We start from the raw sequence: 23,704 nt of genomic DNA on the forward strand, positions 1-23,704 counted from the left end.
CCAAGGCGTGCGCAACGACAAAGGGAGAGAGAGATGCTGGGCCGCCTCAATCACGTCGCCATTGCGGTCAAGGACGCCAAGCAGGCTGCCAGGATTTACGGCACCGCCTTCAATGCCGAGATTTCCGATGCGGTGCCGCTGCCGGAGCATGGCGTCATCACCGTGTTCGTGACGCTGCCCAACACCAAGATCGAGTTCATCGAGCCGCTCGGCGAGGCCTCACCGATCGCAAAGTTCGTCGAGCGCAACGCCGACGGCGGCATCCACCATGTCTGCTACGACGTGCCCGACATCATCGCGGCTCGCGACCGCATGATCGCCGAGGGTGCACGGGTGCTGGGCGACGGCCAGCCGAAGATCGGCGCGCACGGCAAGCCGGTGCTGTTCTTCCACCCCAAGGACTTCTCCGGCGCCTTGGTCGAGATCGAACAGGCCTGAGACCACATGGCGTACCAGATCTCCACCGGGCTTGCGATCTACTTCGTCCTTTGGTGGCTCGTGCTGTTTCTGACATTGCCGTTCGGCATTCGCAGCCAGCATGAGGACGGCGTCGGTGCGCCCGGCACCGACCCCGGCGCGCCGATCATGGCGCGAATGGGCCGCAAGCTGTTTTGGACCACGCTGATCTCGGCCGTGATCTTCGCGATCGGCATGTGGGCCTATTATGCCGGCTATCTCTCGGTCGAGCGGCTGTCCAAGCTGATGGGGATGCCGTTCTAAGACCGACCAGGATCTGATGCCGATGGAGTGAGGATCAACCTCACCCTGGCGATGCGGAGGAGGCGACCACGATGAAGCTGCAGGCCCAGCCAGGCTCCGGGCAGAGCTCCTATCGAATCCTGCGGGAAGCCGATCTGCGCGACTATCTCGCGAGCCTTCCCGGCATCGTCACCCAACTCGGCGGAGCGCCGGCCGACTGGTCGATCAGCGAGGTCGGCGACGGCAATCTCAACCTCGTCTTCATCGTCAAGGGCAGCAGCGGCGGCATCGCCGTCAAGCAGGCGCTGCCCTATGTGCGGCTGGTCGGCGAGAGCTGGCCGCTGCCGCTGTCGCGGGCCCATTACGAGCATCTGGCGCTGGTGCATCAGGCACGGCTGGCGCCGAACCTCGTGCCGGCGGTGCTACATCATGATGCGCCGCTCGCGCTCACCGCGATGGAACTGCTCGAGCCGCACATCATCATGCGCAAGGGCCTGATCGGCGCCACGCGCTATCCGCGCTTTGTCGAGGATATCTCGACCTTCCTGGCGCAGACGCTGTTCTTCACGTCCGATCTGGCGCTGTCGGCCGCGGAGAAGAAGCAGGGCATCGCCGATTTCGCTGGCAACCACGCGCTCTGCAAGATCACCGAGGATCTGATCTTCACCGACCCCTATCGTATTGCCGAGCAGAACCGCTGGACCGCGCCGTATCTCGACGCGACGGCGGCGGCGTTCCGCGAGGATCTCGACCTGCATGTCGCGATCTCCAGGCTCAAGCTGAAATTCATGGCGAGCCCGGAGGCGTTGCTGCACGGCGACCTGCACACCGGCTCGATCATGGTCACCGAAGGCGAGACCAAGGTGATCGATCCCGAATTCGCCTTCTACGGCCCAATGGGCTTCGACATCGGCGCCGTTATCGGCAATCTCTTGATGGCCTATCTGGCCTCCGCCGGCCATGAGCGCACGGCGGGCGAGCGCGCGTCGTTCGAGGCCTGGCTCCTGGAAGCCATCGAGGGCGTCTGGAGCGAATTTTCGCGCAAGTTTCTCGCGCTGTGGCGCAGCGAGGCTGATGGCGACGGCTATCCGGCGTCGCTGTTCGCGGGCGAGGCCGGCGCCGCGCGGCTGGAGGCGGAGCGGCAGGCCTATATGGCGCGGCTGTTCCAGGACACGGTCGGCTTCGCCGCCGCCAAGACCATCCGGCGCATCCTTGGCCTTGCGCACAACATCGATTTCGAGTGGATCGCGGACGAGAAGCAGCGCGCGATCTGCGAGGCACGGGCCCTCAAGCTCGCTCGCAACATGATGCTGGAGGCTGCGTCCTACACGACGGTCGGCACAGTCACCTACGCCGCGCGTGAGCTCCGCCACTGGCAGCCGGATCTCGCCAGGTGATCTGGTGAGCATCGATCGTCGTGTACGGCAAGGATCGGCAAGGATTGTTTGGCAGGCCGCTGCGGCATGGACTAACTTTCGGCCGGACGCACGAAACAGAGAATGCCGGCCTCAGGCGTGAAACAGACCACGGCGCGGTTCGTCGGGTTGTCGGTTCTGTTGATGATCCTGTTCGGTGGGACCCGCAGCCAGAATGGCGCCGACAACTTCCAGCGACCATCAATTAGGACTTCGTAGCCGTCTCGGTCCTGTCGGAACTCAACCGTCCGGCAATCCGCAATCGAGCAGCACGATGCACCGGTGCCTGGTTGCTTCAGGCTCTCAAACCATGGGGCAAGCGCAGGATTTGGGTTGTCGGGCGGTGCTGCTACCGCAGCCTGACTTAGAGCAAGCCCGGCCGCGACCGCCATTTTCCAGCCGATCCTCTCACGGTGTGCCCTCGACGCTGACAAAGGCGAGCCCTCCGCTGCCCACCAGAGGTTAGCGAATATTTGGGCCATTGCCACGGCGCTTGAGTACGGAATTAACCATGAGCGAGCGGAAGCGAGCGATGAGGGGCACACCTTCAACTCCTGACCTGGAGCGAACATCAGAGCTTCATCGCTGGTGAAAATCACCGAAGGCGGCGGCACGCTGCCAGCGATCGCGCGTTGCGCTCGAGCAACACCCTTTGGAAAAGCGTAGGGCCAACGGCTTCCGACCATTGCGCGTTTACATTTTGATCCAAATGATTGACCCCGTCGCGTGCTTGGCTGTGCAACAGGGCTCGGATCGGGCCTTTGGAGGCTACGGGATGATGAACCCGCGGCGAATTGCGACGGTGACGCCTGAACTGTGCGGGGCGGTCGTTCTCGCAGGTTGGCTCGCTGCCTGGCTGGCTGGCTTTGCCGGCATGGGGAACTTTGGAGCAGTGCCCATCGAGGGCCTTGCACCATCTCTCGCCGCCAATGCCGAACTGGCCGATACGCCACAGACACCTGCAGTCAGCAACGTCGCCAACGTGAACGCTGAGGTGACGATGACTGCCGAACCCGTGACGGAGCCGGCCTTCACGACGGCCACCCTGCAGGCAGACGTCACGGGCAACGCTGTCGCTAACGTCGACGCGGCGATGGCGGTTGAATCGATGCCGGCGACGACCCCTGATGCGACGGCGACCTCAAGCGAGCCGAAATCGATTGTCGTGGCGGCGTTGCCGGATTCGTCGCAGACGCTGCCGGTCGAAACATCGCCGGTGCAAACGACGACAGCGAGCGCGCCTCCAGTGTCGAGCGACACCAAGGAGGCCGCGAGACCCCTGGATATTTTCGAAGAGTGCCTCGTCGTCGATGTGTGCATCGACCGGTACCTGTGGGCGCTCTACGAGCGGACGCCCAAGGAAGACACCATCAGCGTACAAGAGCAGCGGAAGGTAACGGTCAAAAGGAAGCGCAAGACGGTGACCGTCACCAGGACGTTCAGCAGGCGCGTCGATAACGATTTCACGTGGAAGGATCCGAAGGCGGCGGAAAGAATGGGCATGCCGATGATCGACTACGTGATTGGAGGGGTGGATCGGGGCTTTAAGCTCAAGCTCTTTCATGCGCTCTACGCGGCGGAGCAGGCCGGGTTGTCGCCCGGGATAACCAGCGCGTTCCGCGATGACTACCGTCAATCGATCGCGAGCGGCCTGAAGGCGGCGTCCGACAAGTCATACCATGGAGGGAGCTTCCGCGGTGGCTACGGCCACGGGCTTGCCGCTGATATCGTGAGCGTCAAAGGCGCGACGCGCGCGGAGCGTTGGGTTTCCACTGAGGCCCTTTGGAAATGGATCGATGCGCGCGGATCGGACTTTGGAATCGGACGGCCGTATCTCGATCGAGATCCACCGCATGTCGCGCCGATAGACGGCAAGGAATATGCCGCTCACCGCGGCGGGACGAAAGCTCAGCACGCGGAAGCGGATATCAAGAAGCGCAACCGGGGCGCTCTGCGGGTCGCCGCGAAGCGATCAAAAACCGCGAAAGCGTCGAAGGGGAGAACGATCTGATCCGGTTCAGCTGCGCCTTTCAACACGACGCGGGCAAGAATGCCTAGCAATCCCATCATCGTGCAAAAATATGGCGGCGCCTGTCTCGAAACACCGGCAAGAATCCGCGCAGTGGCGAGCAGTGTCGCTGATTTGCATGGCCGTGGTCATCGTGTCGTGGCGATCGTTTCAGCGATGGGCAAGACCACCGACGAACTCGTCAGGATGGCCTATCAGATCAGCCCGCATCCCAATCGCCGCGAACTCGATATGTTATTGACCACCGGCGAGCGCATCAGCATGTCCTTGATGAGCATGGCGCTGTCTGATCTAGGCGTGCCGGCGATCAGCTTTACCGGCAGTCAGGCCGGTGTGATGACCGACGGATCCCATTCATCCGCACGCATTTTGGATGTGCGGCCCATTCGTGTGCGCGAAGAGCTCGATCGCGGACGCATCGTGGTCTTGGCGGGCTTCCAGGGCGTGGATCCGCTGACCAAGGAAATCACGACGCTTGGCCGGGGTGGCAGCGATACCACTGCGGTCGCCATGGCTGCGGCGCTCAAGGCGGAGTGCTGCGAGATTATAAAGGAAGTCGACGGAGTGTGCTCGGCTGATCCTCGCATCGTCGCGGATGCAAAACCCTTGCGTCAGCTGGATTTCGCATCCCTATCCGAAATGTGTTTCTGGGGCGCAAAAGTCCTGCACTTCCGCAGCGTGGAACTGGCCCACAGCCAAAACGTGCCTCTGGTCTTGAGAAAGTGGGGCGGCGCTCGACACAGCACGCAAGTGATGAAGGAAGTCGCGGATATGGAGAACGGAAAAGTCCTGGCCGTCAACTCAATGGCTCGCATTGAGCACGTGGAGATCGATTCGGCGAACCTCAATCAAGGCTTTGAGAAGTTCGCGCAGCATCTCAAGCAAAATGGCTTGCCTTGGCCGCAACTCCTCGCCTCGGCTTTCACCGCCGACAAAACCCGCATCATGATGACGTGCGATTCGGAGACTCTCGACGCGTTGCTCCGCACACTGGAAGGGAGCAAAGACCTGCGCAAACAGCGCGAGACTCTGAGTTCGGTGAGCCTCACTTGCTTTGGCGGCATTTCTTCGGATCTGCCGTACAAGGCGGTTCAGATTCTGCAACATCACGGGATCATCGCCGACAAGTATGTCTTGTCATCGCATTCGGTAAGTTTCTTTGTTTCGGTGGAGAGCCGTGAGGCTGCGGTCAGGGCTTTGCATTCGCTGATCTAGCACTGCGAATTCGCGATGGCACGGATGAATGATCGTGCACACGATGTCGGCGCGATTTGCGATCGCCGCCGATGCCACTGAGTTGCCCGACGGCGCAAGCTCGGGCGAAACGTGCCCGAGAACGCGAAGCAGCGTCCCCATACTCATCGTCGTCCTGGCGTAAGCCAGGCCATTACCCCAAGTGATCGTCGTTGTGCGACGCTGGAACGACGATTCCAATTCACAACGCCTGCTCCGGAGGATGGGTCCTGGCTTTCGCCACGACGACAGCGGAGGATACGTCGCGATATCGACAACTGGAGCGGGGGCTTCCATCACCATCATGTTGAGCTGGCTTCTGCCCGCTCACTCCGCTGCCTGCTCCCGCAGCCGCTGCGCGTAGACGTTGATGACCAGCGCGGCGAGCAGGATCAGGCCGCGGATCAGGATCTTCAGGAAGCTGTCGATGTTGACGTGGTCGAGGCCGTTGTTGAGCACGCCGAGCACGAACAGGCCGACGATGGTGTTGCCGATGCCGCCGCGGCCGCCGAACAGGCTGGTGCCGCCGACCACCACCGCCGCGATCGAATCCAGCAGATAGGTGTCGAACTCGTTCTGCTGCGCGCTGCCGAAATGCGCGACGCCGAGCATACCGCCGATCCCGGAGCAGACCGCCGAGATCACCATCACGCTGCCGAGGATGAGCTTGACGTTGAGGCCGGCAAATTCCGCAGCCTCGCGATTGCCGCCGACCATGTAGACGTAGCGGCCGAAGCGTGTGTAGGTCAGCACCAGATGGCCGCCGAGCAGCATCACCGCTGCGACGATCACGATCCAGGGGATGCCGCCGATCGAGCCCGAGCCGAGCGTCGTGATCAGCGGCGGCACCTTGTAGGCGATCTGGCCGCGCACCAGGAGCGCCGAGACGCCGGCCGCGATCTGCATCATCGCCAGCGTCATGATGAAGGAGGGGATGCCGATGATGGTCAGGCCCAGGGCGTTGACGAGGCCGAGCAGCGCGCACAGCGCCAGCGCCAGCAGGATCGCGGCAAAACCCGGCATCGGGATATTGGCGATGTTGACGTAGGACTCTTGCAGCGTGAAGTACGCCACCGCAATGCCGGTGACGTTGGCGATGCTGGCGATCGACAGGTCGATCTCGGCGCACAGGATCACGAAGGTGAGGCCGACGGCGATGATGCCGGTGACCGACACTTGGGTGAGGATGTTGCCGAGATTGTCGATGGTCGCAAACGACGGGCTTGCGATCGCGAAGAATCCGCTGAGGAAGATCAGCGTCAGGAACGGCGCGATGTTGCGCATCTGCGAGCGCAGGAACGGCGCCAGCCCGCGCGGCCGCTTGTGATCGGCTGGGCTCGTCGCGCTGTCACTGCTCGCCATGATGACTCTCCATTACGCCGCCTCGAGCAGCCGATCCTTGCTGACCGCTTCGCCCGCGAATTCGCGCACCACCGCGCCGCGCTTCAGCACCAGGATCCGGTCGGCCAGCGACAGCACCGTCTCCGGCTCGGTCGACAGCACGATGATAGCCAGTCCCTTGGCGCGGAGGTCGCGCACGATGTTGATCACGTCGTTCTTGGCCCCGACATCCATGCCGCGGGTCGGCTCGCACAGCACCAGCAGGCGCGGCGGGTAGGTCAGCCATTTGGCCAGCGCCACCTTCTGCTGGTTGCCGCCCGAGAGCATGCCGAGATCGAGGCCGACCACCGGCGGCCTGATCTGCAACTGCTCGACCTGGCGCTGGGCGATGGCGCGCTCGCGCACCGGCTTGAGCAGCAGCGCCGAGATCCGCTCGAGGATGCTGATCGAGATGTTCTTGTAGACCGGCTCCTGGTGGAACAGCATGGCGCGGCGGCTCTCCGGCACCAGCGCAACGCCGGCCCGCCGAGCGGCGGCGGTGCTGCGGAAGGTTTTCGCGGCGCCATCGACGACAAGCGTTCCGCCGTCGGGTCTCAGCTTGCCGAACAGGATACGCGACAGCTCCAATTGGCCGCAGCCCATGAAGCCGTAGATGCCGAGCACCTCACCGGCGCGGGCCGCGAACGAGACGTTCTGCAGGCTGCGGCGGAGCGAGAGCTGATCGACCTTCAGCACCGTCGAGCCGCCCCCCGGTTGCGGGAGCATCAGGTCATCGGTGTAGCTGTGCTCCAGCGCCTCGCCGCCGCGGCCGATCATGGCTTCGATCAGCGCGCCCTTGGTGGTATCCGCGGACGCGGTCTCGGCGATCTTCCGCCCGTTGCGGAACACGGTTACCACGTCGGACACCCGCAGGATGTCCTCGATGAAATGCGAGATGAAGACGATGCTGGTGCCGTCGTCACGGAGCTTGTGCAGCGTCGTGAACAGGCGCTCGACCTCGGGTGGGGAGAGGGCGGAGGTCGGCTCGTCGAGGATGATGATGCGCGCGCCGGAGAACAGCACGCGGGCGATCTCGATCAGTTGCTGCAGGCCGATCGGCAGGTCGCCGAGCCGCGTCATCGGATCGACGTCGATGCCGAACCGGGACAGCTGCTCGCCGGCCTCGCGCGCCATCTGCCGCCATTGCACGAAGCCGAGGCGGTTGGTCGGCTGGCTGCCGAGGAAGACGTTCTCGGCGACGGTGAGATCAGGCGCGACGCTGAGCTCCTGATGCACCATGCCGATGCCGGCGGCATGGGCGTCGCGGGTGGAGCGGAAGCGGGTTTCCTTGCCGTCGAGCACGAAGCGACCGGAGAACTCCGGATGCACGCCGGCGATGATCTTCATCAGCGTGCTTTTTCCGGCGCCGTTCTCGCCGACGAGACCATGGATCTCACCGGCGTGCAGCGCGAAGTCGACCCCACGAAGGGCTTCGACACCGCCGAAGGCCTTCGTGATCTGGTTCAACTCGAGGATCGGGGAGCGTCCCTGCGACATGCGGACCGCTCAGATCAGGAAGTGATCCTCCATCCATTGCATGCCGGCGGCGTTGGCCTTGGTCACCACGGGACCATCGGTCACGACGTTCTTCGGAATGCCCTGGCCACTCTTCTCGCCGCCGACCACCGCCGCGACGCCCGCGACGATCGCACCGCCATGGATGCGGCAGGACGGATTGCGCACGGTTGCGAACATGCGGCCTTCGCTGACCGCCTGGATCGCCGGCGGCATGGCGTCGACGCCGCCGATCAGGATGTTGGTGCGGTTGTGCGCCTTCATGATGTTGGCGGCGGCAAGCGCCATGTCGTCATTGTGGAAGAACGCCGCGTCGATCTGCGGATATTTCGTCAGATAGGTTTCCCAGAGCCGGGCGGTCTTGGAGACGTCCCAGTCGGCGGGCTGGGTGTCCAGCACCTCGATATTCGGGAACTGCTTGACGACCGAGTTGAAGCCCTTGGCGCGGCCCTGCGCGCCGGTGTGGCCGAGCGCGCCCTGGGTCATAATGACCTTGCCCTTGCCGCCGATCGCGTTGCACAGCGCCTGCGTCACCGAGGCGCCCATGAACTCGTTGTCGGGGGCGAGGAACGAATGGACGTTGATCTGGTCGAGCGGCGCGATCAGCGTGTCCATGTCGATCACGGGGGTGCCGGCGTCGATCATCTTTTGCACCGGCTGGGTCAGCGTGCCGATGCCGAACGCCTGGATCGCGACGAAATCCCATTTCTGCGACGCCATGTTGTCGATTGCGGCGCGCTGCTTGACGGCATCGAGCTGGCCGTCGAACCAGGTCACCTCGACGTTGAACAGCTTGCCCCAGAATTCTGCGGCCTGCTTGCCCTGCGCGCACCACGTCGCCTGCAATCCGGCGTTGGAGAACGCGGCTTTCAGCGGCTTTTCCGAACGTCCCATTTCGGCTGCGAGCGCGGACGTCGTCACGCCCATTCCGCCGAACAGGCCGGCCGCAGCTCCGCCTGCCGCCGCCAATTGCAGAAGGTCGCGCCGAGTCGTCGACGCCTTGTCCATCCCCTTGTCGGTTCCTGGCATTGTTTGCTCCCTCTTCGTTTTTCTGACCGTCGGCGTCAGTTGCACGCGCCGCGGATAAAGGGAGTGTGTCACAATCGGAACGGTGGCGCTACGCCTTCGCGCCCACGAGATGTTTCTGCTGCAGTACGATGGCCTCGATGTCGCGAAGCAGCTTGTGCCACGCAGCATCGATCTCGTCAGACCATTGCTCGCCGACAATGTCGCGCAAACAGTCCGCGATCACGGCGAAGAATGCGACGAACAATTCGCGCGGCGTCCCGTAGGCATCATGCGAGAACACTTCGGATTCGATCAGGCGAAAATGTCCGCGGCGCTCGCCCGCGAAATCGAGGATGGCTTCGATCGTCAACGCCAGCATCGAGCCCTTCACCGGCTCGCTGCCTTCGGTGCGAAACATCGCCTGCGCCTCGGGATGTTCGCGAAACAAGCGCTGGTACACGTGCGGCGTCAGATCATCGCAAGCCGCGGCTGCGAGTTCAAAGCTGCGTTCGATTGGATTCGATGATGGAGTCATAGTGCTTTGCGATCATCACATAAAAAAAGAGCAGGGCTCCAAGCCCTGCTCCAAAAATTGTGTCGACCCTATTTGCCCCAAAAATTCGATTTGATCTTGATTCATGGGGTGACGCTGCTTGTGCGCGTCGGGCTCCTCCCGAGACTTGGACCACCAGGACACACCTCGCGGCTGGCCTGAGCCCGAATTGGTAGACTATCTTTCCAGCCTTGTCATCATTTTCGGCAACGATTGTTCAAATTTCGAGCAATTTGCGAAATGATTGGGATAGTGCCACCGGCAGTTGCGAAAGTGAGCTGAAAACACGTGACGGGGTAAGGGGATACAAAGGCCTGTGGAGTGGCCGTGACGCAAGTGTCGCGCCCGGCAATTTCCGTCAGCCGGAAGAAATGCGCGAGGTGGGTGATCTCGACTTCCGAGGCCTGTGGTGGTTAGTTCCGTACCGGATGGGTTTTGCGATGCGCCGGCGGCTGAAGATTTTTCTGCCCATAGTCCTGGTTGCCCTGCTGGTGCAGATTTTCGCACCGATCGGGGCCTGCTGGGCGACGAGCCTTGCCCTGTCCGATCCACTCGCGGCTGCCACCATCTGCCATGGCAATGCCGGCTCCGGAGTCGGGCAGGGTGACCAGACCGGTCATGATGCCCATGACGGTTGTTGTTCCGCATGCAGCGTGCTGCAGACCGGTGCGCCCGTTGATAACCCCGAGATCACGGCTCACGCCGTCGAGCGGCCTTCGACGCGCATCGCTTGGCTTGATTTCGCCAACGAATTCGATCGCTCGCCGGCGCGCCTCTCCGCGCAAGCCCGCGCGCCGCCGCTGTTTTCCTGACGACGTTCTCGCTGCCGGTGCGCCTCGCGCGCTGGCGAGTGCCTAAGAGCAAGCCGGCCGAAGAGCCGGTGTCAGGATTCATCCATGTTTCGATTTCATCCGCGGGCCGGGGCCAGTGCGCTGACGCTGGGCTTTGCGCTTTCCACGCTTACAAGTTGGGCAGAGGCCCAGACGACGCTGCCGTCCGTCACGGTCGACGCGCCGCAGGCCGCGCGCGCGAAACCGGCAAGGTCCAAGCCGAAGACGCGCGCGGTTGCCGCCCGGCGGCCGGCAAGGCCGCTGGCGCCCTTGGCCGTGGCGGCGGCCGGCCGTGCGCAGCGCATCACGCCCAGCGCGGCGCGGGACAGCCTGAACCAGGGGCCGGCCGGTCAGACCCAAACCACCATCGACCGCAGCCAGTTCGACAATCGGCCGTCCTTCTCGGTGGCGGACGTGTTGCGGGACAGTCCCGGCATCTCGATCAAACAGGGCAACGGTCCGCGTGATTTCGGCATCTCGATCCGCGGGTCGAATGCGAGGAATGGCTTCGGCATCCGTAACCTCGTGATCTTCGACGATGGCTTTCCGGTCACTCAGCCGGATGGCCTGTCTCGCAGCGACCTGATCGATCCGCACGCCTATGGCGCGATCGACGTGGTCCGCGGGCCATCATCGGCGCTCTACGGCAATTATGCGACCGGCGGCGCGTTGAATTTCCGGACCCGGCCGGGCGGCACGATCGACGGCGTCGAATACGGCGTCGACGGCGGCAGCTTCGGCTATCTCAACAACTATCTGGCCGCGGGCAAGAAGGTCGGCAATTTCGAGGGCTCGCTGTTTGCGAGCGACGCGCGTGGCGACGGCTATATCGGCAACAGCTGGTTCAATACCCAGACCGTCAATTTCCTCGGCACGCTTCAGGTGACGCCGGACGACCGTTTCACGTTCAAGCTGATCAACAACGATTTGACGGCGCGCCTGCCGATCCGCTCGTCGCTCAACCAGTTCAACCAGAACCCGTTCCAGCAGGGCTGCGCGACCGGAACGACGGCCGCGCCGGGCTGTGGAACCGTGACCTTGTTCAACAACGGATTCAATTCGGCAGCAGGGACCGACAAGGAAACCGCGGTCCAGGCGGGCCTCGGGCGCGATGACCGCCGTACCATCGTCGGTGGCCGCTGGGAGCACGATTTCGACAACCAGACCACGTGGCGCAACCAGTTTGTCTTCGACGATCGCAATATCAGCCAACCGACGGGATCGACGAGCGCGATCGGTGACTTCCCGTCCTACAACTACATGAGCGATATCGTCAGACGCGGCGACATCTTCGGGATGGATTCGACGGCCTATTTCGGCGGCTTCTACAATACGCTCACCGCCTCGAGCGATACGCGCAACGTGATGCCGGGCGGAAATGCAACGCTCGGGAGCCTGTCCAGCAACCTGTTCAGCACGACGACGAACTACGGTGTCCGCGCGCGCGAGGAACTGAAGCTCACTTCTGCGCTGACAGCCGTCGCCGGTATTGGCTGGGAAACAACCAATCTCACGGGGCGAAACACTGCCTATACCTACACCGGCGCGGCCGGGGCCACGAACACGGCGATCACGACCGCGGACCGGCAATTCCAGAATACGGCGCCCGAGCTTGCGCTGCTCTACCGGCTGAACAGCGATTGGCAATTCCGCGGGCGGGTGGCCACCGGATATGGCACACCACAAGTCAGCAATCTCTTCATCCTGCCGAGCGGTGCTTCGGGCAATAACACCCAACTGCAGACGCAGAAGAATCTGGGCTACGACATCGGAGCAGACTGGACACCGAACAATGCGCTCAAGGTAAGCGTCACCGGGTTCTACGAGTTCTTCAAGGACGAGCTCGTCTCGCAGGCCACACCGCAATCGGGTATCTCCTACACGTTCAACGCGCCGCGATCGGAACATCGTGGCGTCGAACTGGCCGCCGACTGGAAGTTCCTGCCTGGCTGGCGGTTCTCGGCTGCCTACACCTATCTCGACGAGGTTTACACGGAATACGTCGAGAACATCGCGAACGGCGCGGTCTTCAGCTTCAATCGCGCTGGTAACAAAATCCCCGGCATCTCGCCGAACGAGCTCACGACGCGGTTGGGCTACGACCAATTGTCGGGTCCGTTGCAGGGATTGGGCGCGTTCGTCGAGGTCCAGTGGAAGGATGGCTTTTACATGGACAACGCCAATCTCCTGAAGGCGCCGGGCTACGAGCTGGTCAATCTCAACGTTCACTACACGACGGATCTGATCTCCGACTATTTCAAGTCGCTGAATCTGTATCTCGAGGTGCGGAACGTGTTCGATCGAACCTACATCGCCTCGGCGAACAATATCGCCAACTCGGTGACGGCGGCGGGCGTTCAAAATCCTGCGAGCATACTGGCGAACTCGACCAACTCGATCTATGCCGGATCGCCGCGCGCCTTCGTGGCGGGCATGAAGATCGCGTTCAAGTGAGGGGCGCATCGATGACGTCTCGCAAATCTTCGGCTTGGATCGTGCTGGCGACGGTCATGCTCGGGGCCCTGCCCAATATCGCCGGGGCGCAGATGAGCCACCAGCACGCCTCGGAAGCGGCGTGCGAGGAAACCGTCCTGCGCTGCGCGACCAAGGTTACGCCCGCCTTCGCGCCGGACGGGACGTTGTGGCTGGCCTGGATGGCCGGAGGTGAGATCTCCGTCGCGAGCTCGAAGGATCAGGGCAAGAGCTTTTCCGCGCCGGTGCAGGTGACGCGGGAGCGGCTCAACCTGGATTGGGGGCCGGATGCGCGCCCGAAGCTTGCGATCGACGCCAAGGGAGGCATCGCGTTGGCTTTCTCGACCTTCCGCGATCAGGCCTTCAATGGCCAGGTGCTGACCTCGCGTTCGACCGATGGCGGGCGCAGCTTCGATCTGCCGAAGCCGATCACTACCAACAACGAGAGTCAGCGGTTCGAGGCGATCGGCTTCGATCCAGCGGGTGCCGTGTTCGCCGTCTGGCTCGACAAGCGCAACCGCGTGCCAGCGCAGCAGCGCGGCCAGAAATATGACGGTGCCGGCTTGTTCTTTGCGACCTCGAAAGATGGTGGCGCGACCTATTCCGACGCGCAGCTCGTGGCCGACAACACCTGCGAGTGCTGCCGTCTCGCCCTGGCGTTCGATGGCGCAGGCCATCCGGTGGTCGTGTTCCGGAACATTTTCGAAGGCGGCGTGCGCGACCATGCGATCGTGACATTCAACGATCTGGCAACGCCCGGCGATGTGCATCGGGTGAGCCGCGACGACTGGCAGATCGCGGCATGTCCGCACCATGGTCCCAGCCTGACCATTTCGTCCGCAGGAACCTACCATGTGACCTGGTACACGAATGGCAAGGCGCGCAAGGGATTGTTCTATGCGCGGTCACGCGACGGCGGCAAAACCTTCTCCGATCCGCTTCCGGTCGGTCAGCCGAACCGCAGCCCGTCGCGGCCGCAGATCGTCGCGGGGCCGCAGGGGCTTGCGATGGCCTGGAAGGAGTTCGACGGGCAGAAGACGTCGATCCATCTGATGACATCACACGACGATGGTGCGACGTGGTCGAAGCCAACTGATATCGCCGACACAGCCGACAGCTCCGACCATCCGCTGCTGGTCTCGGACAGCCGGCAGACCTACCTGTCGTGGATGACCAAGGCCGACGGCTACCACTTTCAAGCGATCGAGGGCGAACCATGAAACGTTATTTGCTCGCAGCCCTTGTCCTGCTCGCAACCCTGCCGTCCGCACTGGCGGCGGGCGAGGGCGCGCCGAAGCCGTTCGAACGCGGCAGCTGGCAAAAGCTGCTGCATGCGCACGCCGGCCATCCGACCCTGGTGCATTTCTGGGGTGTCACCTGCGGACCATGCAAGGTCGAGCTGCCGCAGCTTGGCCGGTTCATGAAGGATCATCCCGATATCGACGTCGTCACGATCAGCGCGGATTTGGTTCCGAACCTTCCGGAGGCGACGCGATCGATGCTGGATCAGGCCGGGCTCGCTTCAGCCGAGAACTGGATTTTCGGCGACGGCTTTGCCGAGCGACTGAGATTTGAGATCGATCCGGCGTGGCAAGGTGATATCCCGCGAACCATGCTGATTGCCCGTGACGGAACGATCACGACGATCGAAGGATCGGCCGAAATCGCCGATCTGAACAAATGGTCCGAGGCCCAGGCCGCAACAATCCGATAGCACAGCTACTTCAATCTGAAAGGAAGCCGCCACCATGAAATCGTTCTCTCGCATCCTCACCCTCGCGACGCTGACTGCCGCGCTCGTGTCGACGTCCGTACGCGCCGAGGACGTCAAGGCCGGCGACCTCGTGATCACGCAGGCGTGGACGCGTGCCACGCCGAACGGCGCCAAGATCGGCGGCGGCTATTTAACGATCGAGAACAAGGGGACGACGCCCGACCGGCTTGTTTCAGGCTCCGGCGACGTCGCAGGCAAGATCGAAGTCCACGAGATGTCGATGGACAACGGCGTCATGAAGATGCGTGCGCTCGACAAGGGACTGACCATCGAGCCGGGCAAGACCGTGAAGCTCGCACCGGGCGGCTATCACCTCATGATGTTCGACCTCAAGAACCCGCTGAAGCAGGGCGACAAGGTGCCGGTCACGCTCGAATTCGAGAAGGCCGGCAAGGTCTCGGTCTCGCTGGATGTCCAAGCCGTCGGGGCGCAAGCGCCCGGTGGCAGCGATCATTCCGGCCATGGCGACCATTCCGGTCACATGGACATGAAGAAGATGTGAGGAAGCCATGCGATCACACACGCTCCTCATTGCCACGGCGGCGCTGCTCGTAGCGCAGCCTGCGGTCGCCCATATCACGCTTGAGGGAAAACAGGCGGCGGTCGGCTCGTACTACAAGGCGGTCTTTGCCGTGCCGCATGGCTGCGCGGGATCGGCGACGATCAAGATCCGCGTGCAGATTCCGGAAGGCGTGATCGGGGTGAAGCCGATGCCGAAGCCCGGCTGGACCCTCGATACGGTCACCGGAAAATATGCTGCCCAGTACGACTTTCATGGCGCCAAGCTCGCCGAGGGCGTGAAGGAAGTCGCCTGGAGCGGTGGCAAGCTCTCCGACCAGAACTACGACGAGTTTGTGATGCAGACGTTTCTCACCGACACGCTGAAGCCGAACACCACGTTGTATTTTCCCGTCGTGCAGGAATGCGAACAGGGCGTCAGCCGCTGGATCGACATCCCGGCCGAAGGGCAGGGCGGCGGGCACGACCATGGCAGCAAGACGCCGGCGCCCGGCCTCAAGCTGCTGCCGAAGTCGTAAGCCGTGCGGGCGGTCGCAAGTCTTGTCGTTGCAAGTCTTGCCGCGTTGTTCGTGACGCTGTGTCTTGCGACCTCTGCCGATGCGCATGCCGTCCTGATCGCCGCTGAGCCGGCGGACGGCAGCGTGGTGACGGAGGCACCGAAGATGGTAGTGCTCCGCTTCAACGAAGCGGTGGCGCCGACCGCGGTCAGCCTGCTCGACGCTGCGGGCAAGCCGCGCGACGTCACGATCCGCGCTGTCGATCAATCTGTCATGGTGACCCTGCCGGCCGACTTGCCCCAGGGCACGCAGGTGGTCAGCTATCGCGTGGTGTCGCAGGACGGCCATCCGGTTGCGGGCTCGCTGTTGTTCTCGATCGGCGTCGTCACCGGCTCGGCGGCGCCAACTGGCGACGGCGTGCTGCATGCGCTGATCTGGCTGGCACGGCTCGGGCTCTATCTCGGACTGTTTGCCGGCGTCGGTGGTGTGTTCTTTGCCGCCTGGATCGGGCAGGGACCGGCGGGTGGACGGCTGATCATGTGGTCGCTGGCGCTCGGCCTCATTGGCACGATCGCCTCGCTTGGCTTGCAGGGTGTCGACCTGCTGAACCTGCCGATCACAGGCATCCTGACATGGGCGGCATGGGCCAGTGCCGCCGGCACCAGTCTGTTTCCCGCGTTGCTGCTCGCGATTGCCGCGATGTTGATCGCGGCGGTCGCCTGGCGCAGCCCGTCGTTCGGCGCGGCCTGGACCCGCACCGCGGTCGCAATGATCTGCGTCGGGCTGTCGCTTTCGGTCAGCGGCCATGCCGCCAACGCTTCTCCGCAATGGCTGACGCGGACCGCGCTGTTCATCCATGGCGTTGGCCTCGCCTTCTGGATGGGGGCGCTCGGGCCGCTCGCCGTGCTGGCCTGGCAGCGCAAGGATTCGCTGCTGCGGGTGCTCCGGCGCTTTTCGACGCTCGCGATGCCGGTTGTTGCGTTGATCGCTCTGTCGGGCCTCGCACTTGCCGTCGTTCAGCTCGAAAGCCTTGGCGCACTGATCGACACCGGATACGGCAACATCCTCCTCGCGAAACTTGTGCTGGTGTCGCTGTTGCTCACGCTCGCTGCGCTGAACCGGCTGGTGTTCACGCCGGCCATCGCGCGCGAATTTCACCGCACGCGGCCGCTGCAGCGCTCGATCGCGCTCGAGTTCGTACTGATGATCGCGATCCTCGGCCTCGTCGCGCTGTGGCGCTTCACGCCGCCGCCGCGCGTGCTGGCGATGTCGGACGACGTCCCGCTCGCGGTCCATATCCACACCGATGCCGCGATGTTCCAGGTGCTGATCGCGCCGGGCAAGGTCGGGCAGAACGATTTCGTGCTGCAGCTGATGAACGGCGATGCCAGCCCGTTCGCGGCCAAGGAGGCGACGCTGACGCTGAGCCTGCCGGATCGCGGCATCGAGCCGTTGGAACGCAGCGCAGCGCTCGGTCCCGACGGCTATTGGCACGTCAAGAAGGTGCCGTTGCCGGTCCCGGGCCGCTGGCACATGCAGATCGACGCCCTGGTGACCGATTTCAGGAAAGTGACGCTGGAAGACGATTTCGAGGTCAGGTAAACGCACGACCAGCGCGCCGGGCACGTCGTTGGGACGCAAATCGCCGAAATGGCGGAAAATCGCCTGATTTGAAGGGCTTTTGTCATTTGGCGGCCTTGTGTTTTCACAGCCGATCCGGTTTCACTGCTGCGCTTCCCACGCTTTCCTGATTCCCGAGTAACGCCATGCGATTGTCGCGGTTTTTCCTGCCCATCCTGAAAGAAAACCCGAAAGAGGCGGAGATCGTCTCGCATCGGCTGATGCTGCGCGCGGGCATGATGCGGCAGGAGGCCGCCGGCATCTATGCCTGGCTGCCGCTCGGCTTCCGGGTGCTGAAGAAGATCGAGCAGATCGTTCGCGAGGAGCAGAACCGCGCCGGCGCACTCGAGCTCCTGATGCCGACGCTGCAGCTTGCCGATCTCTGGCGTGAAAGCGGCCGCTACGACGCCTATGGTCCGGAGATGCTGCGCATCCTCGATCGTCACAAGCGCGAGCTGCTGTACGGACCGACCAACGAGGAAATGATCACCGAGATCTTCCGCTCCTACGTCAAGTCCTACAAGAACCTGCCGCTCAACCTCTACCACATCCAGTGGAAGTTCCGTGACGAGCAGCGTCCACGCTTCGGCGTGATGCGTGGCCGCGAATTCCTGATGAAGGACGCCTATTCGTTCGACCTCGACGAGGCCGGTGCACGGCGCTCCTACAACAAGATGTTCGTGGCCTATTTGCGCACCTTCGCACGGATGGGCCTGAAGGCAATCCCGATGCGGGCCGAGACCGGTCCGATCGGCGGCGATCTGAGCCACGAATTCATCGTGCTGGCGGAAACCGGCGAGTCCGGCGTCTTCATCAATCGCGATGTGCTGGACCTGCCGGTGCCGGGCGAGGACGTCGATTATGACGGCGATCTCACGCCGATCATCAAGCAGTGGACCTCGGTCTATGCTGCGACGGAGGACGTTCACGAGGCTGCGCGCTTCGAGCAGGAAGTGCCTGAAGCAAAGCGGCTCAACACCCGCGGCATCGAGGTCGGCCAGATCTTCTATTTCGGCACCAAATATTCCGACACCATGAAGGCGATGGTGGCGGGCCCCGATGGCGTCGACGTGCCGATCCATGGCGGCTCTTACGGCGTCGGCGTGTCGCGCCTGGTCGGTGCCATCATCGAGGCCTGTCACGATGACGCCGGCATCAAATGGCCCGAAGCGGTCGCGCCGTTCCGCGCTGCGATCCTCAACCTCAAGCAGGGCGATGCCGCGGTCGACGGCGCCTGCGAGCAGCTCTATCGCGAGCTCTCGGCGAGGGGTGTCGACGTGCTCTACGACGACACCGATCAGCGCGCCGGCGCCAAGTTCGCCGCCGCCGATCTGATCGGTATCCCCTGGCAGATTCTCGTCGGACCCAAGGGGCTCGCGGAAGGCAAGGTCGAAGTGAAGCGCCGCAGCGACGGTTCACGCGAGAACATGAGCCCCGCGGACGTGGTCGCGAAGCTCGCGGGTTAAAGTTTATTCACGCCGTATCTATCGGCGGGGTAATCCGGCCACATTTGACCCGAATCATGGGATTATCGAGAGATGGATGAGACCATGAGCGAGCCAGTCCGTACCCCGCCGTTTGCGCCATTCGAATGGCTGCTGTCCGGACGCTATCTGCGCGCGCGCCGCAAGGAAGGGTTCATCTCGGTCATCGCCGGCTTTTCGTTCCTCGGCATCATGCTCGGCGTTGCGACGCTGATCGTGGTGATGGCCGTCATGAACGGCTTCCGCAAGGAACTGCTCGACAAGATCCTCGGCCTCAACGGCCACCTTCTGGTGCAGCCGCTGGAATCGCCGCTGACCGACTGGAAGGACGTCGCCGATCGCATCAGCCAGGTACAGGGCATCCGTCTCGCCGCGCCCGTCGTGGACGGACAGGGGCTCGGATCATCGCCGTTCAACGCGGCCGGCGTCTTCATCCGCGGTATTCGCGCCGACGATCTCAACAACCTCACCTCGATCGCCAAGAACATCAAGCAGGGCACGCTCGAGGGTTTTGACGAGGGGCAGGGGGTTGCGATCGGCCGCCGGCTTGCCGACCAGCTCTCGCTGCATGCCGGCGACATGATCACGCTGGTCTCGCCGAAGGGCGCGGTGACGCCGATGGGCACCACGCCGCGCATCAAGCCCTACAAGATCACGGCGGTGTTTGAGATCGGCATGTCGGAATACGATTCGACCTTCGTGTTCATGCCGCTGGCCGAGGCGCAGGCCTATTTCAACCGCAACAACGACGTGTCCTCGATAGAGGTGTTCACCACCAATCCGGACAAGATCGACACTTACCGCAAGCTGGTGACGGAGGCGGCCGGGCGGCCGGTCTTCCTGGTCGACTGGCGGCAGCGCAATTCGACGTTCTTCAACGCGCTGCAGGTCGAACGCAACGTGATGTTCCTGATCCTGACCATGATCGTGCTGGTCGCGGCGCTCAACATCGTCTCCGGACTGATCATGCTGGTGAAGGACAAGGGCCAGGACATCGCGATCCTGCGCACCATGGGCGCCTCGCAGGGATCGATCATGCGGATATTCCTGATCACCGGCGCCTCGATCGGCGTGGTCGGAACGCTGACCGGCTTTGCCGTCGGCATGCTGATCTGCCTGAACATCGAATCGATCAGGCAGTTCCTGTCATGGCTCACCAACACAGAGCTGTTCTCGCCGGAGCTGTATTTCCTTTCCAAGCTGCCGGCTGAGGTCGATTTCGGCGAGACGCTCGCCGTCGTGATCATGGCGCTGACGCTGTCCTTCCTGGCGACGCTCTACCCGTCGTGGCGCGCCGCGCGCCTCGATCCGGTCGAAGCGCTCCGGTACGAATAGGGGCGCACATGGCAGAGGGGGCGGAAGACGTACCGGTTGTCTATCTTCATGATATCAAGCGGGAATACAGGCAGGGCGAAGCGACGCTGACGATCCTGAACGGCGCCAAGCTCGCGCTGTGGCCCGGTCAATCGGTGGCGCTGGTGGCGCCGTCGGGATCCGGCAAGTCGACGCTGCTTCACATCGCGGGCCTGCTGGAGAGTCCCGATGAGGGTGAGGTCTATGTCGCGGGCACGCCGACCTCGCAGATGTCCGACATCGACCGCACGCAGATTCGCCGGTCCGATATCGGCTTCGTCTATCAGTCGCACCGGCTGCTGCCGGAATTCTCGGCGCTCGAGAACGTCATGCTGCCGCAGATGATTCGTGGCCTCAAACGCTCCGAGACCGTGAAACGCGCGACCGAGATCCTGGCGTATCTCGGGCTTGGCGACCGCATCACCCATCGTCCCGCCGAACTCTCAGGTGGCGAACAGCAGCGCGTGGCGATCGCGCGCGCGGTTGCGAACGCACCCCGGGTGCTGTTTGCGGACGAGCCGACCGGGAATCTGGATCCGGGGACAGCCGATCACGTCTTCAGCGCGCTGATGCAGCTCGTGAAGGCGACCCGCGTCGCGATGCTGATCGCGACCCACAACATGGATCTCGCCGCGCGGATGGATCGTCGGGTGTCGCTGTCGAACGGACAGGTCGTCGAACTCGAATAGCGTTTCGCGCGAAGCGGGTCGCAGTTCGTGTGAAGAACACACGCTAAGCACAGGAATCTAGGGTTTTTTCCGCCCTGCTTCAGTCGGAATGGAAGGGGCTTGAGCCCTCAATAGGCGGGCCGAGGCCGTCTGCCGGACTGGCTCGGCCGACGATCGATCGGCGGCCCGGCATAATACGGATTGTTGATGCACATCGCGGCGAGGCCGGACGCTGAGGCGCGGCACTGCTCCAGCGACGTGTAGCCGCAGTCGGTGTCCTCGCCGCCCCACCGGTAGTTCGTCTTGCAGACCGGCGAGGTCGAATCGTATTTCTGGGCATTGGCTGGCGCGCTTGCGATCGTACCCAGCGCCAAGAGCGCCGGAAACAGTGCCAGAATAAGGTTTTGCATCGGAAGCTCCAATCGATCTGGCGCCGGCAACGCGAGCGCTGAATGTCCATGCAAATAGGCGCCCGCGTGCGGGGGCGATCAACTCACATTCCTGCGGCGACGACGCCGGACCGGGCGTCAGTGAATGAAAAGGTCGAAGAAATTGCCCTCACGGCGGTCGCGCGGGGAGGCGTGCAGATAGGAGCGCGGGTCGTTGTCGCCGGCATAATAGGGGTTGGCGATGCAGTTCTGTCCGATGCCCGAGGCGGTCGCGAGGCACGCTTCATAGGACGGATAGGAACAGTTGCTCAGGCCGGGATAGCGGTCGCCCTGGATGCAGAACGGGTAGCGCACGCCGACGGCATAGGAGGGCGTAGTACCAAGCGTAGCGAGCGCGACCACAGACGCCGTAGCAGCAAGAATCATCGTCCGCATGTGCATTCCTTATCGCTGCGAGGATTCGATCTCGGCGACGATCCAAATCGGACAAGCCGGTTCCGGTCAACACGATCTTGCGGACAGCTTGCCCACGCAGTTTTGAATTGTGAAAATTGTGCGGCAGCTATGTGGCAAAAGTTCCAAGAAGTGCTTGTAACGCAGTATTAACTTCAAATTTGAGCGAAGTCGTTTGGGCCTGCCTGTTGCAGCGAAGTTACAGCAATTCCGACGGGGGCTGCTATGACGGTGTCTCGCGGCCTTGGGGGCCTGTAGAAAAAGTTGGAACGGGAAAATGAAAAAGATTTTGCTTGTCACCGCCAGCCTGCTCGCGCTCAGCGCGACCGCTGCCTCTGCGGCTGACCTCGCGGCTCGCCCTTACACGAAGGCTCCGCCGCCCATGGTTGCCGCTGTTTATGATTGGACCGGCTTCTACATCGGTATCAACGGTGGTTGGGGCCAGAGCCACGACAACCGTTCGGTCGACGGCATCGGCCAGGCTGGCAGCTACGATGCCAACGGCGGCACCGTCGGTGGCCAGGTTGGCTACCGCTGGCAGACCGGCGGCTGGGTCTGGGGTCTGGAAGCTCAGGGCAACTGGGCTGACTTCTCCGGCAGCACCGGCAACCTGCTCGTCCCGGGCGGCACCGTCCGCTCGAAGACCGATGCGTTCGGCCTGTTCACCGGTCAGATCGGCTACGCCTGGAACAACGTCCTGCTGTACGCCAAGGGCGGTGCTGCGGTCACCGATCGCAACTACCAGTTCCTGGCTCCCGGCGGCGCGCTGGCTTCCTCGACCGGTTACGACACCCGTTGGAGCCCGACGGTCGGCGTTGGCCTCGAGTTCGCCTTCTCGCAGGGCTGGTCGCTCGGCATCGAATACAACCACATCTTCGAAGACACGCACGGTGCGACCTTCGTGACCCCGGCTGGCGTTGCCGTGGCCGGCTTCCACACCGGTGGCGACACCGACATGGTCCTCGGCCGTCTGAACTACAAGTTCGGTGGCCCGATGATCGCGCGTTACTGATCGCTCGCTTAATCCAAGCGGCATCGAAAACCCCGGGCTTCGGCCCGGGGTTTTTTGTTGGCCTGGCGGATTACCCATTGTGGCAAGTGGGCGGGGACGAAAAATGGGGGCATATTTGTTCCCATGGGACAGTGGCTAAAGGCGGCCTTGGTCATTTTCGGCTTGTGCGCCGGATGGATGGTCATTGGTTACCTGGCCTTCGATGCTGATGACGATGACGTCGTCCAGACCATCGTGGCGCATAAAAAATCGCACAAATGACCCTAAGCGGCCCAGAGGCCCAACCAGTTCGCCAAGCGGATCATTGATATCGCTACGGGCGAGGCGCCTGACAGCGATCCTACGCCGGAGGAAGAGGGCAAAGAGCGGGGATGAAGCGCTGGAATGAGCGCGCGCGAAGTCGCAGGGCTGGAGAATAGAACCAATGGCGCTGCCAGCTCCCGCCACGATTAACCAAGGGATTCTCTTTCGGGGGCAGTTTTCAAACTGACCCACTACCCTCGCTTGACTCTAAGAACAAAAAAGGAACAATGTTCTGCATACGTTCCAGTTCAGGGAGAGCGGCCATGTTGAAGATCTTCGTGCAGGAAGCTGCAGCGCTGGCATCGATCACGCTGTTCGTCGGGATGATCGCGGTTTGGGCCCAGCTGATCACCCAGTTCTGAAAATGCGCCCGCGGGGGCAGGGGCATAGCTTGCTTCTGGGGAAAAGCAGGACGACCTGCCGCCACGCCGGGTTCGGCGTGGACTTGGCAGGGCCCAAGCCCCACGATGGGGATGCGAGTCGGGTCTGAAGCGTTCG

23 protein-coding genes are annotated in these 23,704 nt (G+C 63.0%); 17 read left to right on the forward strand and 6 right to left on the reverse strand.

Features of this window, described 5'->3' with window-relative positions; genetic code table 11:
• Positions 1 to 33: 33 nt before the first annotated feature.
• The 5 genes from mce (at position 34) to BraRD5C2_RS05155 (ending at position 5,358) form a co-directional block, all read left to right on the forward strand.
• A complete protein-coding gene (mce, locus tag BraRD5C2_RS05135; protein ID WP_223967251.1) occupies positions 34 to 438 on the forward strand; it encodes a methylmalonyl-CoA epimerase in 405 nt (134 codons plus the stop codon).
• A 6-nt stretch (positions 439 to 444) separates the two neighbouring features.
• On the forward strand, positions 445 to 720 hold the full coding sequence (locus BraRD5C2_RS05140; protein WP_223967252.1) for a DUF1467 family protein: 276 nt from the start codon (positions 445 to 447) through the stop codon (positions 718 to 720).
• Between the two features lie 71 nt (positions 721 to 791).
• Complete coding sequence (gene mtnK, locus BraRD5C2_RS05145) at positions 792 to 2,096, forward strand: S-methyl-5-thioribose kinase (RefSeq protein WP_223967253.1); 1,305 nt, start codon at positions 792 to 794, stop codon at positions 2,094 to 2,096.
• Positions 2,097 to 2,892: 796 nt separating this feature from the next.
• Positions 2,893 to 4,125 (forward strand): peptidase M15, encoded by a 1,233-nt coding sequence (locus BraRD5C2_RS05150; RefSeq protein WP_463671631.1) that lies wholly within the window; start codon positions 2,893 to 2,895, stop codon positions 4,123 to 4,125.
• A gap of 39 nt (positions 4,126 to 4,164) precedes the next feature.
• Positions 4,165 to 5,358, forward strand: coding sequence for an aspartate kinase (locus BraRD5C2_RS05155; protein ID WP_223967255.1), 1,194 nt, complete (start codon positions 4,165 to 4,167; stop codon positions 5,356 to 5,358).
• Between the two features lie 345 nt (positions 5,359 to 5,703).
• Here BraRD5C2_RS05155 and BraRD5C2_RS05160 read toward each other — a convergent pair whose 3' ends face one another.
• The 4 genes from BraRD5C2_RS05160 to BraRD5C2_RS05175 form a co-directional block, all read right to left on the reverse strand.
• Positions 5,704 to 6,738 (reverse strand): ABC transporter permease, encoded by a 1,035-nt coding sequence (locus BraRD5C2_RS05160; protein WP_223967256.1) that lies wholly within the window; start codon positions 6,736 to 6,738, stop codon positions 5,704 to 5,706.
• A gap of 12 nt (positions 6,739 to 6,750) precedes the next feature.
• The gene (locus BraRD5C2_RS05165; RefSeq protein WP_223967257.1) at positions 6,751 to 8,253 is read right to left on the reverse strand and encodes a sugar ABC transporter ATP-binding protein; all 1,503 of its coding nucleotides are present in this window, start codon (positions 8,251 to 8,253) and stop codon (positions 6,751 to 6,753) included.
• Positions 8,254 to 8,262: 9 nt separating this feature from the next.
• A complete protein-coding gene (locus BraRD5C2_RS05170; RefSeq protein ID WP_223967258.1) occupies positions 8,263 to 9,300 on the reverse strand; it encodes a sugar ABC transporter substrate-binding protein in 1,038 nt (345 codons plus the stop codon).
• 88 nt (positions 9,301 to 9,388) lie between these two features.
• Positions 9,389 to 9,814: a globin gene (locus BraRD5C2_RS05175; RefSeq protein WP_223967259.1), complete on the reverse strand. Its 426-nt coding sequence runs from the start codon at positions 9,812 to 9,814 to the stop codon at positions 9,389 to 9,391.
• Between the two features lie 398 nt (positions 9,815 to 10,212).
• On the opposite strand from BraRD5C2_RS05175, the gene BraRD5C2_RS05180 reads away from it, so the two are divergent.
• The 10 genes from BraRD5C2_RS05180 (at position 10,213) to BraRD5C2_RS05225 (ending at position 21,070) form a co-directional block, all read left to right on the forward strand.
• A complete protein-coding gene (locus tag BraRD5C2_RS05180) occupies positions 10,213 to 10,644 on the forward strand; it encodes a DUF2946 domain-containing protein (protein ID WP_223967260.1) in 432 nt (143 codons plus the stop codon).
• A gap of 84 nt (positions 10,645 to 10,728) precedes the next feature.
• A complete protein-coding gene (locus tag BraRD5C2_RS05185) occupies positions 10,729 to 13,116 on the forward strand; it encodes a TonB-dependent receptor family protein (protein ID WP_223967261.1) in 2,388 nt (795 codons plus the stop codon).
• Between the two features lie 11 nt (positions 13,117 to 13,127).
• A complete protein-coding gene (locus BraRD5C2_RS05190) occupies positions 13,128 to 14,354 on the forward strand; it encodes a sialidase family protein (RefSeq protein ID WP_223967262.1) in 1,227 nt (408 codons plus the stop codon).
• A complete protein-coding gene (locus tag BraRD5C2_RS05195) occupies positions 14,351 to 14,848 on the forward strand; it encodes a TlpA family protein disulfide reductase (protein WP_223967263.1) in 498 nt (165 codons plus the stop codon). The genes BraRD5C2_RS05190 and BraRD5C2_RS05195 overlap by 4 nt, the downstream gene beginning before the upstream one ends.
• 34 nt (positions 14,849 to 14,882) lie before the next feature.
• A complete protein-coding gene (locus BraRD5C2_RS05200; RefSeq protein WP_223967264.1) occupies positions 14,883 to 15,410 on the forward strand; it encodes a copper chaperone PCu(A)C in 528 nt (175 codons plus the stop codon).
• Positions 15,411 to 15,417: 7 nt separating this feature from the next.
• Positions 15,418 to 15,945, forward strand: a complete 528-nt coding sequence (locus BraRD5C2_RS05205; RefSeq protein WP_223967265.1) for a YcnI family copper-binding membrane protein — start codon at positions 15,418 to 15,420, stop codon at positions 15,943 to 15,945.
• Positions 15,946 to 15,948: 3 nt separating this feature from the next.
• Entirely contained in the window at positions 15,949 to 17,526 is a 1,578-nt protein-coding gene (locus BraRD5C2_RS05210; RefSeq protein WP_223967266.1) for a copper resistance CopC/CopD family protein, read from the forward strand.
• Positions 17,527 to 17,690: 164 nt separating this feature from the next.
• Positions 17,691 to 19,010, forward strand: a complete 1,320-nt coding sequence (gene proS, locus BraRD5C2_RS05215; protein WP_223967267.1) for a proline--tRNA ligase — start codon at positions 17,691 to 17,693, stop codon at positions 19,008 to 19,010.
• A gap of 72 nt (positions 19,011 to 19,082) precedes the next feature.
• Complete coding sequence (locus BraRD5C2_RS05220; RefSeq protein WP_021079195.1) at positions 19,083 to 20,363, forward strand: lipoprotein-releasing ABC transporter permease subunit; 1,281 nt, start codon at positions 19,083 to 19,085, stop codon at positions 20,361 to 20,363.
• A gap of 8 nt (positions 20,364 to 20,371) precedes the next feature.
• Positions 20,372 to 21,070 carry an ABC transporter ATP-binding protein gene (locus BraRD5C2_RS05225; RefSeq protein ID WP_223967268.1) on the forward strand — a complete coding sequence of 233 codons (699 nt, stop codon included), beginning with the start codon at positions 20,372 to 20,374 and terminating at the stop codon, positions 21,068 to 21,070.
• A 107-nt stretch (positions 21,071 to 21,177) separates the two neighbouring features.
• Here BraRD5C2_RS05225 and BraRD5C2_RS05230 read toward each other — a convergent pair whose 3' ends face one another.
• Positions 21,178 to 21,459: a DUF3551 domain-containing protein gene (locus tag BraRD5C2_RS05230; protein ID WP_223967269.1), complete on the reverse strand. Its 282-nt coding sequence runs from the start codon at positions 21,457 to 21,459 to the stop codon at positions 21,178 to 21,180.
• 117 nt (positions 21,460 to 21,576) lie between these two features.
• Positions 21,577 to 21,873 (reverse strand): DUF3551 domain-containing protein, encoded by a 297-nt coding sequence (locus tag BraRD5C2_RS05235; RefSeq protein WP_223967270.1) that lies wholly within the window; start codon positions 21,871 to 21,873, stop codon positions 21,577 to 21,579.
• A 295-nt stretch (positions 21,874 to 22,168) separates the two neighbouring features.
• Here BraRD5C2_RS05235 and BraRD5C2_RS05240 point away from each other — a divergent pair, with 295 nt between their 5' ends.
• Both BraRD5C2_RS05240 and BraRD5C2_RS05245 read left to right on the forward strand, forming a co-directional pair.
• Positions 22,169 to 22,903 carry an outer membrane protein gene (locus tag BraRD5C2_RS05240; RefSeq protein ID WP_223967271.1) on the forward strand — a complete coding sequence of 245 codons (735 nt, stop codon included), beginning with the start codon at positions 22,169 to 22,171 and terminating at the stop codon, positions 22,901 to 22,903.
• Positions 22,904 to 22,960: 57 nt separating this feature from the next.
• Positions 22,961 to 23,164 (forward strand): hypothetical protein, encoded by a 204-nt coding sequence (locus BraRD5C2_RS05245; RefSeq protein ID WP_223967272.1) that lies wholly within the window; start codon positions 22,961 to 22,963, stop codon positions 23,162 to 23,164.
• The last annotated feature ends 540 nt before the right edge of the window (positions 23,165 to 23,704 follow it).

Origin of the sequence: Bradyrhizobium sp. RD5-C2 (assembly GCF_019972155.1) — a bacterium.
In the GTDB taxonomy this organism is placed as follows: domain Bacteria; phylum Pseudomonadota; class Alphaproteobacteria; order Rhizobiales; family Xanthobacteraceae; genus Bradyrhizobium.

Bases quoted from the DNA above. Each gene is read 5' to 3' on its own strand.
- mce (WP_223967251.1), top strand. From the start codon at position 34: ATGCTGGGCCGCCTCAATCACGTCGCCATTGCGGTCAAGGACGCCAAG.
- BraRD5C2_RS05140 (WP_223967252.1), top strand. From the start codon at position 445: ATGGCGTACCAGATCTCCACCGGGCTTGCGATCTACTTCGTCCTTTGG.
- mtnK (WP_223967253.1), top strand. From the start codon at position 792: ATGAAGCTGCAGGCCCAGCCAGGCTCCGGGCAGAGCTCCTATCGAATC.
- BraRD5C2_RS05150 (WP_463671631.1), top strand. From the start codon at position 2,893: ATGAACCCGCGGCGAATTGCGACGGTGACGCCTGAACTGTGCGGGGCG.
- BraRD5C2_RS05155 (WP_223967255.1), top strand. From the start codon at position 4,165: ATGCCTAGCAATCCCATCATCGTGCAAAAATATGGCGGCGCCTGTCTC.
- BraRD5C2_RS05160 (WP_223967256.1), bottom strand. From the start codon at position 6,738: ATGGCGAGCAGTGACAGCGCGACGAGCCCAGCCGATCACAAGCGGCCG.
- BraRD5C2_RS05165 (WP_223967257.1), bottom strand. From the start codon at position 8,253: ATGTCGCAGGGACGCTCCCCGATCCTCGAGTTGAACCAGATCACGAAG.
- BraRD5C2_RS05170 (WP_223967258.1), bottom strand. From the start codon at position 9,300: ATGCCAGGAACCGACAAGGGGATGGACAAGGCGTCGACGACTCGGCGC.
- BraRD5C2_RS05175 (WP_223967259.1), bottom strand. From the start codon at position 9,814: ATGACTCCATCATCGAATCCAATCGAACGCAGCTTTGAACTCGCAGCC.
- BraRD5C2_RS05185 (WP_223967261.1), top strand. From the start codon at position 10,729: ATGTTTCGATTTCATCCGCGGGCCGGGGCCAGTGCGCTGACGCTGGGC.
- BraRD5C2_RS05190 (WP_223967262.1), top strand. From the start codon at position 13,128: ATGACGTCTCGCAAATCTTCGGCTTGGATCGTGCTGGCGACGGTCATG.
- BraRD5C2_RS05195 (WP_223967263.1), top strand. From the start codon at position 14,351: ATGAAACGTTATTTGCTCGCAGCCCTTGTCCTGCTCGCAACCCTGCCG.
- BraRD5C2_RS05200 (WP_223967264.1), top strand. From the start codon at position 14,883: ATGAAATCGTTCTCTCGCATCCTCACCCTCGCGACGCTGACTGCCGCG.
- BraRD5C2_RS05205 (WP_223967265.1), top strand. From the start codon at position 15,418: ATGCGATCACACACGCTCCTCATTGCCACGGCGGCGCTGCTCGTAGCG.
- proS (WP_223967267.1), top strand. From the start codon at position 17,691: ATGCGATTGTCGCGGTTTTTCCTGCCCATCCTGAAAGAAAACCCGAAA.
- BraRD5C2_RS05220 (WP_021079195.1), top strand. From the start codon at position 19,083: ATGGATGAGACCATGAGCGAGCCAGTCCGTACCCCGCCGTTTGCGCCA.
- BraRD5C2_RS05225 (WP_223967268.1), top strand. From the start codon at position 20,372: ATGGCAGAGGGGGCGGAAGACGTACCGGTTGTCTATCTTCATGATATC.
- BraRD5C2_RS05230 (WP_223967269.1), bottom strand. From the start codon at position 21,459: ATGCAAAACCTTATTCTGGCACTGTTTCCGGCGCTCTTGGCGCTGGGT.
- BraRD5C2_RS05235 (WP_223967270.1), bottom strand. From the start codon at position 21,873: ATGCGGACGATGATTCTTGCTGCTACGGCGTCTGTGGTCGCGCTCGCT.
- BraRD5C2_RS05240 (WP_223967271.1), top strand. From the start codon at position 22,169: ATGAAAAAGATTTTGCTTGTCACCGCCAGCCTGCTCGCGCTCAGCGCG.